At 44.7% G+C, this 20,084-nt stretch carries 4 protein-coding genes; all 4 read right to left on the bottom strand.

From position 1 onward, the window contains the following. Positions 1-380 precede the first annotated feature (380 nt). Complete coding sequence (locus tag KO087_RS00635) at positions 381-13,100, bottom strand: Ig-like domain-containing protein (protein ID WP_215506667.1); 12,720 nt, start codon at positions 13,098-13,100, stop codon at positions 381-383. Positions 13,101-13,197: 97 nt separating this feature from the next. Continuing rightward, a complete protein-coding gene (locus KO087_RS00630; protein WP_215506665.1) occupies positions 13,198-17,472 on the bottom strand; it encodes a hypothetical protein in 4,275 nt (1,424 codons plus the stop codon). Positions 17,473-17,732: 260 nt separating this feature from the next. Further along, positions 17,733-18,854 carry a hypothetical protein gene (locus KO087_RS00625; protein WP_215506663.1) on the bottom strand — a complete coding sequence of 374 codons (1,122 nt, stop codon included), beginning with the start codon at positions 18,852-18,854 and terminating at the stop codon, positions 17,733-17,735. A gap of 653 nt (positions 18,855-19,507) precedes the next feature. Beyond that, complete coding sequence (locus KO087_RS00620) at positions 19,508-20,050, bottom strand: LURP-one-related/scramblase family protein (protein WP_215506661.1); 543 nt, start codon at positions 20,048-20,050, stop codon at positions 19,508-19,510. Positions 20,051-20,084 lie beyond the last annotated feature (34 nt).

Here is a 20,084-nt window from a genome sequence, read left to right as displayed (position 1 = left end):
GCAAGGTTTGTATCGCCACTTCCCAAGTCACCGGAATGCTTATGTTTCCTAAATGCTTTCGCTACGATCCTCTACCTCGCCATTCCCAGTGGGTGGACTGCCATTTCGAACTTCGCCCCCGGCCCCTAAGCAGTTTCTCCGTTTGGTTTATAACTGAAATTTGCCATTAAAAGACCCCCAAGGATTGGATCACTTGTCCAACCCCTGGGGGTCCGTGCATTTTAGACGCTCTTTTTTTTGCACGATTTTTATGCGGCTTATTACAAAAGATCGTCTCTTCCTTAGAACCATTTTGTCAGGTCGATTCGACGGTTGACTACGAGAAGATTTTGCTGGGATGAGGAAATAATAGAGTTACTTCCACTAATTACCTCTCTTCTTTAATCTACAGTCTCACTATATATACCATCGTTATAACCGACTTTGCTGGCTTCAAGGGTTACATCTTGATCTGCCTTCAGCCCTTCCGATAAACCTTGCGAGTAGGTGCCAAAGGAGCTTGTTGTAATGGTTTTGATTGTTTTTCCGCCAATCTTAATGACTACGGTGGCACCCGGTACGGAGGTCCGAATTTCTAAAGTTTCTAGGCCTCGACCCAAACTTTCGACGCCAACTTTGATTCTTTCCTTGTTGATTTGATCGATGGCTTTTTCGATGGCCTTCGTCGCTTCGGTAACAGTTTTGCTGTCTTTTGAATCGATCGCCTTTTTGCCTTTGTCAATGGCATCTTTCAGGTCTTGAACATCTTTTGGCGGCTTATCTTTGATGTCGTCTTGTTTCAACCGTTCTTCGCCTTCTTTGATTTTCTTGATGAGGTCAAGTTTGTCTTGAAGGTCTTTTTTGATTGGGTTGTCATCAACCGTACCAGGAATGTTGTTGATCTTGTCTTGGGCATCGTTGATGTTTTGATCAGAAGGATCGACTTTTGCTTGATCGACGGCTTTATCGGCTTCTTTTTGGGCAATGGCTTTGTCTAATTCTTTTTTAGCGTTGTCCACTACTGTTTGATCCGTATTCGGATCGCCGTTGTCGCCGGCTTCCTTAACTTTTTTACCATTATCTAAAGCATCTTTCAATGCTTTATCGACGGGGTTTGTGTCAGGTTTAAAGTTCGTGCCATCTTCCGCAACAATCTTATCTGCCTTGTCGATGGATTCTTTCAGCTTGGAGGTATCGACGCCAACGGTTTTTTCGTCGGATGTGTTGTCTGCTTTTCCGGGTTCGGATGCCGTTACGACAACTTTATTGCCGTCTACTAAGGTATCTGTCGTTACCTTGAAGTTTCCATTTTCGTCGGCTTTGCCTCTAAATTCAGAGGACGTGCCGTCTTTCTTCGTCACTTTAACGACGATATCTGCATTCTTTTCAGCAGTACCGGTTACGAAGTTGGTATCTTTTGTTGCCTCTTTTATTACGGGCTTCGTAGTTAAGACTTTATCTTTAACTTCGATTTTTGTCGGATCCGATTCAACTTTCGAATCATTGATCGTCCTTACTTCGATCTTGTCGCCTTTTACAGCTTTCGGATCGAGGGGAACGACGATTTTTCCATCTTCTACTTCCACTTTGGTACCCGGTTTTTCTTTTATCTTCCAAGTACCGTTGTCTTGTTTTTCGATGGTCATTGAGTCGTTGTTATTAACCTTTACCTTAATGGTCGTGGCCGTTTCGTCTGCACGGGTCGGGTCGGCAATTTTTACATTGTCGTCGCCGGTGTAGACTTGATCGACGATGGGTTTTTGACTTGCCTTTTGAACGGCTCTGCGATCAAAGGCTTCGTTGGCCGGAACTTCTCCGTCTTTGAAGGTGACTTTGATCAGTTCTCTGTCCTTTAAGGGAAGTTTACCATCGACGGGGATTTCAATCTTACCGTCTTTTTCTTTCACTGTCGCTGCCGGATTAGAGCCTTGAACGTTCCACGTTTTATCCGCCGTATCTTTTACAAGGGTGACGGTGTTTCCACTCGGATCTTCGACGACAATGGTTTGAATCTTGTCTTCCGCCTTCGGTGCTTCGACCGTTACGGTTTTATCATTTTCACGGATGGGTGAAATGACCGGAGCGGAAAGATTGATGGTCTTGCCACCTTCCCAATTCGAATTTTTGTCGCGAATGACACGGGCTTGTTCGGGGGAAGATTCTTTCTTGCCGCTTTCTTGAGCAGTGATTTCCACTAAGGTTCCTTCGGGAAGTTTGGTATTTAATGTGGCGATGAAGTAGCCTACATCTTTACCGGTTCCTGCAACAGGTGCGTCGACAATAAGATTTGCCTTAGTCGCATCATCTGCTTTGTAAATCTTAATGGCTGCACCGTCAGCAGCTTTGAAGCGTACCTTGGTTGCAGTGTCGCTTCCTTGGTTAGCTGCCGTAACGTCTGTGGGTTTCGCCGTTTGATCTTTGTTGACTTCAAGTGCCGTGGGTGTTTCACCGGAATAGGTTTTTTCGCTATTTCCGATGGCCACTTTGACTTCGGCCTTGATCTTTAGACCGTTGTGACCGCCGTCGGCAACATTTTTATCGGAAAGCTCGATATTGTTCAAGGGGCTTACTTTGATGTCATAGGCTTCAAATTCTGAGAATTCGACAAGTTTCTTGTTGCCCATTTGATCGGTCAAGAGTACTTTCATGCCCGTGAGATCGAGTTTTTCTTTGTTGTTGTAAACCATTTTGTTCGGCGATGCGACGACTTCAAGTCCTCTGATCTTGGTCTTGTCAAAGGCTTGTGAAGTGTCCGGTTGTCCATCGCCATCGAGGTCGTCGTAAACGACGGTTTCTTGTGCAGGCGATGTGCCCTTAGGATCTAAGGTGGCGGTGACGCTTACTTTGGTTCCCTTGGGTAGTTTTGCGTTATTTTGGGTTGCGCTGATTTCGTACTTACCGTCTTTATCGGCTGTTGCGTTGCCGACTTCAACGGTTCCTACTTTTGCTACAACTTTAGCGCCCGGTTCCGCTTCGCCCTTGATGGTGGTTTTGGCTTCGTCTTTAAAGTTGTAAGCCAATGCGGAGGGGCGTTCGGTCTTGTTGGCATTGGGATTATCTGCTTTTCCATCTGCGTCTAGGTCGTCAAATACTTTAGTTGTGATTTCGCCTGATGGGTTCTTATCGCCGAACTTAGCGCTTGCTGAAACCTCTGTATCAGCAGGAAGTAGAATGTTTTCTGCTTCTGTCGCACCTTTTAGTTCAAGTTTATAAGCTCCAGTTTGGTCATCTGCTTTGACAGTCTTGACTACTTCTTGTCCATTATTTTGGAACTTGATTGTTACTGTTGATCCTTTTTCTGCCATACCTTCAATTGTTGTGAAAGTTGCAGCTTTCTTAGGACTTGTAGTTCCAGTACCAATATTTCTAGCAATCACTGATGTGATTGTTGTTGTTTCGTCATTGTCAGCTATACCATTTTCGTCTGCGTCAACTTGAACTGTGATAGGTTTAGTAGATTCTACTGATGGTTTTTCTGTTAAATCAGAACCTTTTACGGTAACTTTAAGTTTGGTATTGTTTTTATCCACACCAATTTCTGCTTGGTCAGCAGGTTCTACCGTAATTTTGTCAGTCATGTTCTTTAATTCACTAGCAGTGTATTTAATTTCTTTTCCTGCTGAGTCAGTAATCTTAATTACTAGTCCAGCTGTTTCAAATTTAGTTTTACTATTCTTATCTTTAACTAGATAATCCATCTTAGTTGGTTCTTCGACGATTTCTACCTTGGCTGCTTTTTTGATGTCAAAGTCTTGACCCTTGTCATCTTCTTTGTTGTTATCAGCGTCTCTTCTGACGACTGTCGCCGTGGGATCGGAGACGAGTTTCTTATCTGCTTGAGCAGTTACTTTGATTTCAGTGTCTACATCAATCACGCCACCATTTGGTTGACCGTCTTTAGTAGCTTCGATAGTGTATTCGCCAGTTTGAGCATCTGCTGTCGTTGTGCCGACGATGGTGTTACCGACTTTGGCAACGACTTTCGCACCTTTTTCCGCCGTGCCGATAATTGTCGTCGTCGCTTTTGGTTTGTCCGTTACTTTGCCGCCTTCTTCAATGTTTTGATTGAAGGCTTTAGCTGTAGGTGTTGCAGTTTTTTGGTTTGCATCTTTGTCAGCTTTGCCGTCGTTGTTGGCATCCCGTGCTACGGTGGCGTCTGCCGGTTCAGCCGGTTGTTTGCCTTTTTCCGTGGCGATGACTTGAATCTTGTCGCCTACATTTTGTTTGGTAATTTCGGCTGTAAAGTTACCATTTTGATCGATAGTAAGCTTTGCATTGTCTGTTGGTGTAAGGTCTGTTTGACCATCTGCCGAAGTGATTTTAACTGTCGCACCCGGTTTGACCTTACCGGTAACGGTGGTGGTTGCCTTCGCCTTGTCCGTGGGCTTGTTATTGCCATCCACTTCGTTTTGGTTCAGGGCTTTGACATTTTCTGCCTTGGCAGATTTGTTTTCATGGATCTTCAGGGCTGTGATGGTTTCACCGGTTACCTTGTTGGGATCTTCGCCCTTGGTGACGACGATGTGTTTGTCGTTGTCGGCCATTGCCAATTCTGTGGTTACGACTTTCTTGCCTTGTTCTTCTTTAAAAGTAACATCTTTATCGGCAACTTTAATTGTTGCACCTAGTTTGGCATTGTTGTTTGTTTTATCGACCAACTCGCCATTGTCGTAGTCGTAGGTCTTTTGCAAGCCTGCGTCGTCAATAGCGATGACTTTTAACCCATCGAGGTTCAGTTTTTCACCGACGCCGTAGCCCATTTGGGTGGGGCCGACAACCATAATCTTCTTGATCTTTGTCGCATCAAATGTTCCTTCAGTATAAGATGCTGTAATTTTGGTTGCCTCCGTCACCTTTACCTTGGTCAGGTCGTTGGCATTGCCGTTGATGGTCCAGCCAGTGTGACCGTAGCCGGTATTTGGCATGACCTTCGGAGCTTTTTCTCTTAGGTCAAGTTCTACATCTTTTTTGACGTAAATTTCTTTTACCGCTTCTTTCACGAATTTACCGTGGTCGCCTGCATCAAAGGTAACTTTTACAAAGCCTTCCTTTGCTTCCGGTGAGAATGCATCTTCGTAAGTGGCGGTAAAGGTCGTCGCCTTAGTGAATTTTTGTGCTAGTTTTGCGTCGACATCATTCGTGCCGTCGTTCCAAGCTTTTAAGCTCCAGTTGGGATCCGGGTTGATCTTGGGCGCGATGTCTTCGAGTTTCAAGTCAACGGCGGGATCCACCCATTTCACATTCTTTTGACCCTTAGCAAATCTACCGTGGTCACCTTGGTCGAAGTCTAATTGGGTCCAGCCTTCCACAGGCTTATCGGAAATGGATTCCGTGTACTTGGCATTAATGGTGGTTGCATCCGTAAATGCTGCTTTTAACGGTTTGTCCCAGCCGGTGAAGGTCTTCTTGTCCTTGCCGGTGACTGTGGGTGCTTTGTCCGTCAAGTCGACCAATTTGTCTTTTTTGACGTAGAAGGTGGTCTTTTGGTCTGCACCGTTTACTTGTTTAAATTCGCCGTCGGTTCCGGCGTCGAATTTAACTTCGACAAAGCCATCCTTGGCTGTTTCGGAAATATCCGATTCGTATTGAGCCGTGTAGGTCGTTTCTTGAGTATATTTTGTCTTTGCAGTTAATGCGACGTCTGCCGTTCCATTATTCCATGCCTTGAAGGAATAGTTGATGTCAGGTTTGACCTCGGGGGCAATGGTGCTTAATTCAGTTTCCGAGTCGGGGTTGACGTAGACCACTGTTTCCGCATCTTTGGCGAAGGTGCCGTGGTCGCCGGCTTTAAAGGTGATCTTTTTATAGCCGGGTTTTTCCGTCTTGGACGTGTCGGAATCTTTTGCATATTGGGCTGTGAAAGTTCTAGCATCTTCTGCCGTATCAGCTTTAACAGTTACCTTTGTTATTTCCTTATCCCAGCCATTTGCCTTCCAGCCAACATGAGCTGTAACCTTCGGTGCTTGATCCGTCAGGTCGACTTCCTTATCGGGTCTTACCCATAGAGATTTTTCTTTAATAGGTGTTTCACCATTTTTGCCGAAGTTCCCGTTGTCCCCTGCCTTGAATTTCACTTCGATGAAGCCTTCCTTTTTTCCTTCAGAGAAGTCGGATTCATAAGCAGCCGTAAAGGTGGTGGACTTGTCGTAGCTTGCGGCAACACTTAAGTCCGTGACGCTTGTTTCTTTGTCTTTCTTCCAGCCGATGCAGGAGTAGCCTTTTTGGATTTCAAGGCCGGGTACCTGATCGTCTAATGTGATCTTTGTATTGGGTTTCACCCAAATGACGGTCTTTGCGTCTGGCTTAAAGAAGCCCTTGTCCCCTGCGTTAAAGGTGATTTGGGTCCATCCGTCTACCGCTTCCGTTGCAATGGCGTTTTCATTTTTCCCAGTGTGGATCGTATCTTGCGTATAAACTTTTTGCAGAGGCTTATCCCAACCGGTGAAGTAGTAGCCTTTTTCGGGGGTGACCTTGGGTGCTTTTGCCGTCATGTCGACTTCTTTGTCTTTTCTTACATAGACAATTGTTTGTTGATCTTTCTTTGGATCTCCAACTTGTTCAAATTTACCGTGGTCGCCGGCCTTAAATTCTACTTTTACAAAACCTTTCTTGGCTTCATCCGAGAAGTCGGATTCGTAGGTTGCCGTAAGGGTTTTTTCTGCATTGAATTTTTGAGCCGTGTTCATATCGGCGGCAGCTTGGCCGTCCATCCACTTGTCGAAGGACCAGTTGGTGTCGATGACCAGCTCCGGTGCGATTTCCGATAGTTTGACGTCGGACTTGGGATTGACCCAGATGTCCTTTGCTTTTACCGGGTTATTTTCCTTGGTGCCGAAGTTTCCGTGTTCACCGGAGTTAAAGGTAATCTTGGTGAAGCCTTCGATTTCAGTTTCGGAGGAAATCTTTTCGTATTGTGCCGTAAAGGTGGCAGGTGCTTCAAATAGCTTTTCTGTTTCCAGATCCACATTGGCGCTTCCGTCGTTCCATGCGGACAGTCTGTAGTTTTTGTCCGGAGTGATGCCGGGGGCGATTGCTCCCAAGGTGAGTTTCACCTTCGGGTCGACCCACTTCACGGTAACGGCGTCTTTGACGAAGCGTCCGTTTTCACCGGAGTTGAATTGGAGTCTTGTCCAGCCGTCCACGGGCTTGTCGGAAATGGCCTTGGTGTATTGGGCGGTGATGGTAGTGTCTGTGCTGACTTTAATCTTTGTTAGGTCAGCAGGAGCATTATCAATTGCCCAACCCTTGTGTGATAAGCCACTCTTAGGTGTTACCTTAGGTGCTTTTTTTGTAAGGTCGACTTCTTTGTCTTTTCTTACATAAGTTTCAGTAACAGCATCTTGTGCGAAGCTACCGTCTGTACCCGGAGCAAAGGTGACTTTTACGAAACCTTCTTGTGGTGTCGCAGATATATCAGACTTATAAGAAGCTGTATAGGTTTTTGCTTCCTTGTATTTGCCGGCAACATCCAAGCCGGTAGCGGCATTTTCGCCGTCCATCCACTTGTCGAAGGACCAGTTCTTTTCGTCAATGGTCTTCGGTGCTTTGTCGGATAATTTTACGTCGGCTTTCGGATCGACCCATAGTTTCTTTTCAACGATGGGTGTCTTGTTTAGGGTTCCGAAATTGCCGTGTTCGCCTGCCTTGAAGGTGATTTCCGTCCAGCCGGGAACCGGTGTTTCAGATGTGGAACCTGCGTATTGGGCTTTGATTTCCGTTGCTTGGTCGGATTTTGCAAAGCTGCCGACTAAGTCTTTGTCCCAGCCGGTGAAGGTCTTACCTTCTGCTGTGACCGTCACTTCCGGGGCGGATTTTCTTAAATCCACCAGGGTGTCCGGTTTGACCCAAATGGAAATTGCTTTTTTGCCGTCGGCAAATGTTCCGTCGTCGCCTGCCAGGAATTTAATTTCTTGGTGGCCGTCGATTTTTTCGGTGGAAATTTCTTGCTTATAGGTTGCCGTAATGGTGGTTTCTTCTTTGTATTGCTTCGCCGGGGTTAAGGCAGGATCCCAACCGGTGTGTTCAAAGCTCTTGTTGGGGATGACACGAGGTTCCGGTAATACCAGTTCCTTGTTCGGGTTGACCCAGTAGGTGACTTGGGCGCCTTCGGCAAATTTGCCGTTTGTACCGGCGTCAAAGGTGACTTTTGTAAAGCCTTCGGTTTCTTCCGTCTTAATGTCGCCGGCGGAAGCATAGGTCGCCTTGATGGTGGTTGGCTGTTCAAATTTAGCAACCAGCTTGTGATCCCACTTGATGAAGAGGTAGCCGGAATTCGGCGTAACTACCGGCGCCTTGTCCGTCAAGTTGACTTCTTTATTGGGATTGACCCAGTAATCTTTCTGGGCATCATCGGCAATGGTTCCGTTCTTGTTCGCATCAAAGGAGACTTTGACGAAGCCAGTTTTTTCCGTTTCGGAAATGTCGGATTCGTAAGCCGCCGTAATGGTGGTGGCTTCCGTGTATTTTGCTTTTTTGCTTAAATTAACCGCTGCATTGTCCTTGGTCCAGCCGGTGTGGGAATAGCCGGGGTGGGGAACGATGCCCGGTGCCGGTAAGGTTAATTCTTTTGCAGGGTTTACCCAAAGCTCGGTCTTTGCATCTTTTGCAAATTCGCCGTTGGCTCCCTTATCAAAAGTGATCTTGGTGTAGCCGGCTTTTTCTGTCGTGGAATAGTCGGAATCCAAGCCGTATTGGGCGGTGATGGTTTGGTTGCCTGCATCGGCCTTGAAGTTCACCACGAGATCTTGGCTCCAGCCTGTGTGGATGTAGCCGGCGTTGGCCGTTACCTTGGGTGCTTTTTCCCTCAAGTCTACAAGGGTGTCGGGTTTTACCCAGTAGTCTGTTTTTTGTGCAGGGTTGGTTTCATTAAATTTACCGTGTTTGCCATTGGCGAAGGTGACTTTAATGTAGCCTGCTTTTTCCTTGTCGGAAATTAAATCATCGCTGGTGTAGGTTGCGAGAATTCTTTCTTCCTTGGTGTATTTCTTTGCCGTGTCGATGGCGGGATTCCACGCCTTAAAGCTGTAGCCTGTGTTGGCTGTGACTGTGGGGGCATTTTCAGACAGGTTTACATCCAATGCCGGGTTGACGTAGATGGTCTTTGTTCTTGCGTCGCCAATTTTACCCTTGTCCAGGGCATCGAAGGTAATGGGGGTATAGCCGGCTTTTGGCGTATTAGATGTTGCGTCATCTAATTCGCATTGGGCAGTGGTCTCAAAGTCTGCGGCAAATGTTGCCGGAATGGCCTTATCCCATCCGCCGTTGTCGGTTTTTACCTTATAGCCAGCTGCCGGTACGATGGTCGGCACCTTCACTTCGGAGCTTGCAGTATCCTTCTTAACGAGGAAGGTGTTTACGCCATTGAGTCCGCTGTTTGCGTCTGCATTAAATTTTACGGAGACATAGCCTTCGCGTGTTTCGCCCGGTTTCGGGTTTTCGATCACACTCGGCCGTTTGTCTTCTACTTTAATGGCAGATGTTTCTGCGTCTAAGGTCTTGTTTTCTTTGTAGGTTAAGGTAACCTTGACCTTTTTACCGGTGTCGGCTGTCGTTAATTCTTTTGCCGCCGCTTTATCAAAGGCATCGGTTCCCAGAGCCAGGGCAAATTTAGTGTCGCCCTTGATTTCTTCGTAACCGAAGTATTTGAAATTGCCCAAACTGTCGGTGACTTTGACGACGATGGATTTCAAATCCAGGCTTGCCTTGCCGGTCTTGTGATCAAGTTCATAGTTCAAGGTCGGCTGATTGGTGATTTCCATGGACTTGGCCTTGGCGATATCGAAGTTTTCTTCGGTGTCCGCCACGCCATTGCCGTCGCTGTCGATTTGAACAATGATATTCTTGCCCGCATTGGCTGTTAACTTTGTATTGCCAGCTTCATAGGTCGCCGTAATCACTGCCGGCGATTCTGCAACGGCTACTTCTTTCGGCGCAATGGTCAGCTCGTCAATGGCTTTTTCGCCGATTTTGAACTTGCCCGTTGCTTTATCGTAGGTCGCCGTTTCTGTATCGCCATTGTTCTTGGTAAGGGTAATGACGGTGCCGGTGTAGTCGGGCTTCGCTTTCGTATCCTTATCTTTTACAAGGTATTTCGTCTTCGTGGGATCGGTGGTAACGGCGATCTTGGTGTAGACGATGTCCTTGACGACCAAGGTCATGGTGAAGGTGCCTTCTGCGCCGGATTTATCCTTTGCCATGTAGACAACTTCATAGGTGCCCGGTGTTTGATTTAAGTTCTTTAGAGCATCGCCTTTTACTTCAACTTTTTGATTTTCACTGTTGGTGGTGTAAACCTTGTAGCTGAAGTCTTTGCCGCCTTGTTGTGCAATGTCGGATTCGGTTTGCGTGGAATCCGCATCGGTCACTTTAATGCCGGCTTCTAAATTAAGGTCTTCGCCCTTAAAGATTTCTTTAAAGGCCGTCCCTTTAACCACGGGCGCGGTGTTGTCGGTTAATGCTTTAATGGCGTCGTTAATGGCCTTTGCCGCATTGTCCAGGGATTTTTGTCCATCATCGGAAACTGCCACGGATGCTGCAGGCTTTTGTGCCATTTGTTTATCAGCATCGGCGGCTTTTGGAACTAATGCATAGCCGGCATCGACCGCTTCTTTCAATTTATTCAGCTTCGCCTTGCTAACGCCGGGCTTGCCTTTCAGATTGTCGTAAAGCTTGTCGCCTACGGGGAGGACTTTGTTTAAATCGTCGGGATTGAGTTTGACTTGCTTTTCGACGGGGGCCGATGCTTTATCGACGCCGGGAAGGGTGACGATAATATTAAGTTTTTCCCCGGCGACGAGGGGTCTTCTCGTACCGACGACAAAGCTGCCGTCCTTGTTGGCGAGTCCTCTGCCGATCACTTTATCGTCTTTATCTTTAATGACGATGGTTGCCCCGGCGACGACGGTGCTTGTATCCGCTGCGGAAATCTTGCCTTTTACGACTTCTTCTTTTGCACGAGGTGCATTGGCGTCATCATTGGCATCTTTGTCGAAGTTGATTTTAACTTCCGTTTCCTTGACGATGAGTTTTTGGTTTTGTACTTCGATGGTGGAGCCGTCGGAGAAGGTCACTTTCAGTATGCCTAGTTTTTCGCCGGCTTCTTTCGTGGTTCTTCCGGATTCATCGGTAACAGTGGCTGCATCTAAGAGCTTTTGAAGGTCTTCGTTTGCAGTGCTTAATGCAACACCCTTGTTCCAGAATTTACCTTCTGTTGAGTCGCCCTTGAATGCTGTAATGTCAACTGCCTTTAAGCCACCGTTCTTTGTAATCTTGTCTGCTGCTTCTTGAGTTGCTTTTGCGATAAAGTCTGTTGGTCCGTAGATTACATGGTTTTCTGGTGTAGCTACTTTTTCAGTGCCAACATACCATGCTGGGTCTTTGTAGCCTTTATTAGCTGCTTCTGAAATATCAACAAATGCTTCTTTTGCTAATTTATCTCCTGGTTTAACTGTGTAGTAACCCTTCGTTACAGTTCCAGCTTTTATAGATGCATCGTCTTGGCTTACAGAAACTCTCACCCAGCCTTCTGGTATTGGGTCGTTCTCGCCAACTTTTGAGCCTGACTTAATAAAGTATGCTGTGTATACACTGCCTTCTTGTGGAACTCCTAGTTGTGGTTCCCATTTTGTAAAGCCGTAGTCCTTTACCGGTCTTGTAGAGATTTCTTCTTTTTTGGATAAATCTACATCAGGTTTTACTTTTGCAAGTACTGTTTCGCCTTCCTTGTCCCCAATTCTAACATTACCCTTTTTAGCGTCTTCTGACTTGAAGGTAACTGTTAGGTAATTAGTTGGAATTGGAAGTCCATCCTTATCCTTTGTAGGAACTTCTTCACCCGGAAGGTAAGGAATGATTTCCTTATCACTTGACTTGTAAGTTGCATTTAAAGTTTTTGTGTCTTTTGCAACGGCATTTCCTAGTGTGCCTAACTCTGGTGTCCATTTGTCAAAGGTCTTACCGGTGTCTTCTTTCTTTTCGGCGGTTAAGGGGTAGGGCTTGCCTTGTTTTTCGATTTCTGCTTGGGCAGTGGTGTAGGCTTTGCCTGCTCTTACGTCAACAACTCTTTGAGTGTCTTTTGGGTCGCCTTTTGTAAAAGTACCGTCGGTTTTTCCACCTAGGGCATCTGCCGAAAGGTTAATTCTTGCATAGCCATCTGGAGTATTTCCAGGATTTTTTGGATCTTTTGGTGTTACTACATCTTTTTGTCTTTGGATAGTAACTTTACCACCATTAATAACATCGTAAGTGGAGGTAAGCTTGTAGTCGATATCAATTGAAGTGATTTTATCTTTTGTTAAGGTCATTGCTAGAGATGAGCTCATCAACTCCCATTCATCTAGATTTTGTTCTTGCCAAAGAATTTCTTTACCTGTGTTCTTTAGGTCAAAGCTAATATCGTCCCCGATTTTACCGATGCCTTTAAGATCCTTTAAAAGTGGTTTTTCTTCCTTATCATCCTTAAGGTCAATTGCTTTGCCGTATTCATCGATTAGATTGTACTCTATCTCTGTACTGACAATTTGATAAATGTCCAAGCTGAATACTAATTCTTTTCCACCTTTTGGTGATAGCTGTGGAGCTCCCGGAAAAAATGCTTTAATCTTAAATGCGTTTGCCGAATCTTGATACTCAGTTCTCAAATAATATTTGTCAACTGTCTTTTCTGCATCTACTTCAACTTGAGTTTCAATCGTTCCGGCTTGGCTGATCTCGATATCTTTGGAAACCTTGTACTTTTTAGGTCTGCCGTTTTCATCTTTCTCGCCAATATAGGATACTTCAACCCAAGCTGTAAATTTTTGGTTATCTCCAAAGGCTTTCCAGTTAAACTCTCCTTCGTCGAGGCCGGTTGTTTCTGTAGTGATTTTTAAGTTTTCTGTCTTAGTTAATGAAGCATTTCTGGCCCCATATGTGGACTGAGTGCCTCTAGAAAACCATGACATTTTAGGTTTTTCAGTGTTGTTGAATGTAAACACTTCTGATCTATCACTTATTCTTTGTCCTTCTGATTTTTGAACCTTGCCGCTTTGTCCCATGGACAGGGCTTGAGCCGGCACCGGCGCAACTATTTGAAGGAGCATGAGAATGGATAAGATCAGTGAGAGATATTTGTTCTTGCTCATTATTCCTCCTTAGGAATAATCCCTTGGGGAGCAATCGCTCCCCTAAGGACAGTTAACTTCTTTCTATATTATATGGCAGATCTCCATCAAAATGAATTTAGTCGATGGGCATCTCCCAGGGATTGGTGGTGTAGGTCTTATTGCCTTCTACGCATGAACCTTCTATATCAAGGTCTGTACCTTTTTTCATCTTGTAGCCGTCGCTTAGTGTGAATTTTTGGTACTTGTTAGCTTCATTTATCGTAACTGTTTCAGTGTGATCAACTTTTCCATTGACGTAGAAGGTAAGCTTAACACTTGTGTTTGCCTTTTCCGACTTAAGTCTTAGATAGTTACGTCCTGGTCTAAGTCCTGTAACTCTCATATCTAGTTGATAAGTTTGGTCATAAGTCAACTTAGTTGTTTTTGTATTTCCAAACTCATCGGTAGCGGTGATCCAAACGCCGTGTAGGGTTATATCATCGTTGTGAGCGATTTCGTTGTAGAACTTAATGACTTTGTCCTTGTCGCCTGTGAAGATTGCGTTACCTTTAGCGCCTTGTTCACCCTTAGTGCCTACTTCAATAGTAACTTGTTTGCCGGGAACTTCATCAAGAGTAGCGTCGATGTTGATATAGCGTCTGAAGCGTTCGTCCTTGGCTTCACCTTGTACCGTCGGTCCTACCAGGTCAAGTTTAACGTAGTGGCCAGTATCTGCCGGTGGTACATTTGGTGTACTAGGATCTTGTACTTGTGGTGTGTATGCTCCACTGTCGGCATCGCCTACGGAGTAGGATTCCAGCTTGCCGGGTTCCTTGGACTTGATGCGGATAAGGTCGCCGTCTGCTACATCGCCAGTGATTGGCATTTCAGTTGAAGATCCTCTTAGGTTCGTTCCTCTAACAGTCGTTGTTCCTACATCAACCCACTTGTTTTGAGTTTTGTCAAATTTTTGAGCGGTATAGGTTGTACCTGATACAACTTGGTCTGTCGGGCCTTCGTCGGGGATCACAAATTTGAGTCTGGCTTTATCTCCATCTTTCTTTGCGATTTGTTCCATTTGTTTAATCGGAAGTGAAGTTAATACTCTGGTGATAACGACCTTGCCCTTGTCGCCTTCGACCTCTGTTTTTTCACCTTCAGCGCCAACTTCTTTGACATAGGATCCGTAGATTGTTCTGTTTGGTTCATCTATTGGAAGACCTTTGAAGTCAAAGTTTCCAATTGTAAGCTTTCCTGTGTTTTGATCTAAGGTGGCCGTCATGCCATTAGGTGCCGTGAAGGTTTTGCCATCGGTGCCGATTTCAAAGCGGAAATCTTTATAAGTTGTAATCTTTCCATCTGTTGATGTAGGAATCTTTAACTTAAGAGCTTTTAGCTTTTCATTGATAAGGCCTTGACCAAAGTTGATGTCGATAGTTGTATCTGTTTCCTTCACCGAGTTAAATTCAGGAGTCGGCATGGACTGCGGTGTGTTTGTAAGGGAGATGTTGTAACCTGTTACTTCTTCTTTGGTTCCACGAGCTGTTCTTACTGTAGCTTGTCTCGATGTTGCCGAGGTAAAGGCGTCTACCTTGCCAGCAGCATCTACACCAAAGCTTTGTTGCTTGGCAAGTCCGATTCCGTATGGGTCCCCATTTGGAATTGTTTCGTGTAGGTTTCTAGGCGCCCCCTTGTCTAGCTCTGCTGATTGGCCGGAAAGCTTAACATAAGTTGTAATGCCCAGGGAGTTCCAGTCGTAGATTCCGCCATCTGGCTTTTCTTGCTTGAATTTTTTGTAGGCTTCTGTCTTTCCTTGAGGTACTACAGTTGCTACATAGGATTGTCTCATACCTTCACGGTCGTAACCCGGTGCCTTCCATGTTAGGGTTTTATTATTATTATTTCCATCCCATGGTTTGATGACAAGGTCATTTGGAAGTAGGTCTTTTTCTGTAAGTGGGTTATAGGTTGCCCCTTGAAGTACGGTGGGTTCTTTATAACCAGTTACAGCAGTTCTATATAGTAGGGCAATTTCTAAGTTTTTCTTCTTAGCTGCTTCTACATCGTCAACATACTTACCATATTGATGATTTGCATCAGCTTCGCCAATGTTCATATATTGTGGCTTAACATTGATTTCGAAGTAAGGTCTATAGTTTGCATATAGGTGGATGTCCTTACCTTCCTTCATCAAGGCTTCATAGCCTTTAGATACGGCAAAGTTATAACCGTTGGGAACATAGGCATCTTTAAAATGACCTAGATATTGAGTTGACTCTGTTCTCTTTGGAAGACTCTTGCCATTCTTCGTTTCACCCTTTTGGATTTCGCCAAGACGGTCGTTGTTGTTACCTGCAACGAAGTCAGAATTTTTATCATTTGTATGACGGTCTAGAGTCCAGCCAACGAAAGTGGAGCCTTCCATTATAAAGTTTTCAAGTCTTGGGTCAAATTCCTCTCCAAGAGCTTTGGACCTATATTTGTAAGGTGCCAGCGGAAGTTCTTTGATTACATTATTGTTCTTTAAGTTTTCCTTAGTTGCCGATGTCATAGCATCAATAATCTTGTTTGTATGGGTAACGTCATCCGGCGTGAAAGGAATACGGACTACAGTTTCTTTATCTAAGCTAGTGTTGTTGGAGTGAAGCACTAAGCTCGGTGTACCCCAAACGGCATAGACTGTTCTGTTTTTATCAACCGGTGAGTATTCGTTGAAGATGTAGTTTTCTTTATCATCATCAACATCTTTCCATTGACTAAGGTCAGTTAAAACCTTCTTATTCTTTTCCAGTTCATAGAATTGGTCGACGGCATCCTTTGTAGGCGTATCCTTAAGTTCCTTGGTCGTCCAACCGATAACTGTCTTGCCGTCTGTTCTTGGTGAAGCGTCGGCTTTTCTCGATAAGGCTTCATCGAATTCGGCATCCGGATAGAGGCGCTTAATGAATTCTTGAGCTGCTCTTTCTTTTATAGCCGGATCCGAGCTGTTTACGCCGTAGGCATAGCCATCGTGGTTAAGGAAGTTTGGATAGGTTACTTCTTTGTCCTTATTAAAGGCGTCTGTTGATGTTAGAGATTTTCTCTTAACGGAAATGGTGGGATGGTCTTTATCCACACGAATGTTGTTTTCGCCTTCTTTTGCCTTAAAGCCGTTTCCTTTATAGTTCGGGTTCGGCTTGCCGGTGGTTTCAAGTCTTGCAGCTGCTTCAAGTCCTTTTTCGTTGAGTTTTTCAGGCTCGATAGAGTATTCCGTGTTTAGAGGCACTATCTTATCCAGGGCAACATTTTGCTTCGGATAGAGCATGAATTTAACTTTCGCTTGAACTTGTTCGTAAACCGGCGCAGATTTTAAAGAGGTATGTCTAAAGGAGTTGAACATAACCGGCTGGTCCTTGATAAGGCCCATGTCTTCAACTTTTGTTTCTTGATTGGCATCCTTAAATTCATCGCCACCAAAGTAAAGCTTTTTGATGGTAAATCTTAAACCTTCAAATTCCTTGTCTACAACATTGTTCTTAGTATCAAGGCCTTTAACCGTTCTCTTTTCCTTTATTTTGTCAGGATCTACAGTTTCAGGGTTTTCCTTGTCTTTAAGCTTACCGTCTATTCTTTCGTAGCCAGTGATGTTTCCATCTTTATCGGATTCTGAGTCAATCCAGTTTTCGCCGAAGTGTTCGGTAGTCGAGTTATCTTCTTTTTTAGGCTTGTAAAGGGATGCCAGGACACCACCTTCAGTTCTCATAATGCCTGTAAAGTCTTTAGAGTCTGTGAAAATTTCATCGATTATAGGTGTATATTGCTCTCTGATTGCTGAACCACCGATTGTGGAAACGGTGTTCTTGATATACATTGGTGGATAGAATACGTCAGACCCGTTTTTCTTCTTTTCCTTCTTAAGGGTTATCTTCTTACCGCCCATTAATGACTTGGCATTAGTCAGTTGGATCTTGGTAGCTCCAAGTTTGTCACCTGTTACTAAGTCAAAGTAAATTTTATCTACTTTTCTTGAATAGGATTTAGGAATATAGACTGTAATTTGCGTGCCTTTAGGGATTGTTCCACCAATGGTCATGTTGTGCTTAGTTAAATGCATTTCCTTACCATAAGGCGAAATTGCATATGCGTTAGTACCGTCATTAAACCAAGCAGCACCTTCACGCTTCCAGGACTTCCAGATTCCATTTGGTCCACCTATATTTAAGACAATATCTGCAACCTTGTTAGCGCCTACCATACCAGTAGTTATTGATTCGTAAGGCTCCGTGCTTAATCTGTAAAAGTTGTTTCTGTTTGGTCCAAATACAAGGTCTTCTTCTAAAACGCCTGTGTACTTACGAACACCATCATTGTTAGATGTTATATATCTGGTGTCAAACATAAAGTTCTTGGAGAACTCTTTCTTCTCGATCATAGATGCGTTAATAAGACTAGGGTCGATATTGTACTCAAATACGCCCAAACATCCATCACCTTGTTCGGCTTTAAAGTAAATGTTTTGGGCATCGGTGCTTTTCGTAAAGATATAGTTTGGATCTGACGAATCCGGGTTTTCCTTATCTTTGAATTCTGTTGTGCCAAATTGGATGAAGACCGATTTGTCCTCTCGCGTATAGATTGGGTTGTTATTTTCGTCTAGCTCAATTTTTCCATCTGCTGTCTTTTTAACGCCATTTAGGTCCTTTGCAAAGATATCAATGGGTTCACCATATTTTTTTCGTTTGGATAGAAAAGTTGGTAGGTACCGATCTTTGTATCCGGTTTTGATAAATCAAGGTAGCGTACAAAGTCCGGGTCAAGGGTTTGACGTAGGCCGATATCTTCACCATACATCTTATAGTCTGCACTATCAGTATATCCCTTTGCAACGTTATATATTATCCTTACTTTTTTATTTTCTCTATCTAGCTGCAATGTTGAGTCGGCTGTGTGGAATACGTCATCATAAAGACTTCTCATTGATGCAGTAGTTGATTCTACAAGGTCGCCAGGACGTTTTGAAAGATCGCCTACAACTGCCGTCTTTGTATGGGTGTTGTAACCGAAGGATGTGTACTGTTTGTCTGCGCCTCTGGCTGATGTGGAGAACATCTTCAAGTTATTATTGTTATCACTATATAGTCTAAGTTGTACTACTTGTGATTTGCCCGCAAAGTCCTTTTCCCAGTTGACGTCCTTCTTTAAAACGACGTTTACTTCTCTGTGACCGTATTGGGCACCGAAGTTTCTATATGGGAACTGATAGGTATAGGCAGTTTGCTCTCTTACGGTCGTGGTTTCGAATCTATCGAAGTTGTCGATTCGATAGGTTTCGGTTTGCTTCCATAGAACAAACGACGCATCTGTATCGATAGCATTGTAAAGTTCTTTTGGGAAGCGCATGACATATTTTTTCCACACACCGGAGTCAGCCATGGCTCTGTGTCCGATGTCGAACTTAAGTACGATACGTCCTTGATCGTCTAGGTATTTGCCTAGGTAGGTGAAACCAAAAGTGTTTATCACTTCCGGAGAGTTGTGGGCGTTGATGATGTTCACGCCTGACGGTAGCGACCAATAGGCTGAGCCGTCATCACGACCTTCTCCGGCACTTTTATCCCAGTCTACCAGGGGTTTACCTTCGGCATCCACGGCACGGGATGAGGTATTGGGTGGCGTCGCGCTTTCGTCGCCTGCTTGATTTTGGCCCGTATTGCCGTTTGCGAAAACGCCAAATGGAATCATGGTGATCACCATCACCATTGCCAGAACCAATGCAAGTAAGCGTCTTGAGTAGGTACTCATTGAATCGTGCATAATTTATCCTTTCATTGATAAGCTATTGTAATAACGTTTGCTATATAGGTGCTCCGCGATTGGTTATGATCTCCTTGCTCTCAGTACCCTCTCCTTTCATCTTTCTTCAATGTCATGTTCCAATCAAACCATCAATCACTGTCTTTAAATAGGGAGCCGCGGATTCCTCCGTTTCTTTACCCTCGACAGGGAAGGAAAAAATTTTTTTAATTTTTGGTTTGATGAAAAATAAATCTATATAGCTATATTATAGTTAGACCATTCCCCTGTCAAGCGATCTGCCCCTCCATTTTGCCTTTTATCCTTGAATTTACGCCATTTGTATGTGATCTACAGGATTTTACTTTCATACTTTATTGCTTTTTTGCGGCCGATCATTTTAGATTGGTTTTTCTATTTCCTTAAAATTATTTCTTTCGTGGTTTTGAGGCCCATCCCCTTCTCATAACCTATTCCGACGAGCGAGGTGCGTCGCCGGAAGATCAGATACCCTCTTGCGCCGGCTCGAGGCGCCGGTGCTTGTTCGAAACGGATAGGGCGTCGTAATGCCTCGCAACCTTTAGTCTGCATTGCTTTTTTTGCAAAAAAAGAGTTGTGAACCCATTGCTAAAGCGGCAACGGGTTCACAACTCACTTTCTTTATTGGCTATAGCCTAATGGCTATTCTGCTCCATATCGATGATATGATCCACGACGATCATCATGGCCACGGCCACATCGGCGTAGGCGTCGTCGATGACGTCGATGACGAAGGTGTCGCCCCAAGCGAAGACTTTTTTCTCGATGGCGGCCACTTCTCGGTCCGCATCATCTAATATTCGAAAGTCCCAAGAAAGGATGTCGCCCTCGAGGCGCAGAGTTTTCCCCTCGTAGGTAATGTCGATTTTCTTTCTGAAGAGGGCGAAGCGGGCCTTGATGTCTATGACCTCGCCGTTTTCGAAATACACATGGTAGGTGGGCAGCAGGTGCATAAGCTCCTGTTCCACGGAAAACAGCGGCTTTTTCTCACTGTCCGAGACGCGGACGTCGAAGCCGAAAAATTTCAGGTTTTGGTCAATATAGTAGACCGGCGTTTCCGACTCGTCGGTGACGGCGTAGTGATCTTCGAGTTTTAATACTTTCTGCTTTGCGTAAAGACGATACATGGCGACCTCCAAATCAGCCCTTTGTTTCGTTTCGTTTTCTTTTCTGCTCATCTCAGGGTGCGGCCTATGGCTCGTTTCCGAAAAA

It is taken from the genome of Peptoniphilus rachelemmaiella (genome assembly GCF_943169845.1).
Lineage (GTDB): Bacteria > Bacillota > Clostridia > Tissierellales > Peptoniphilaceae > Aedoeadaptatus > Aedoeadaptatus rachelemmaiella.
The sequence above is the reverse complement of the archived record's forward strand: the minus strand, read 5'-3'. Positions and strand labels throughout refer to the sequence as shown.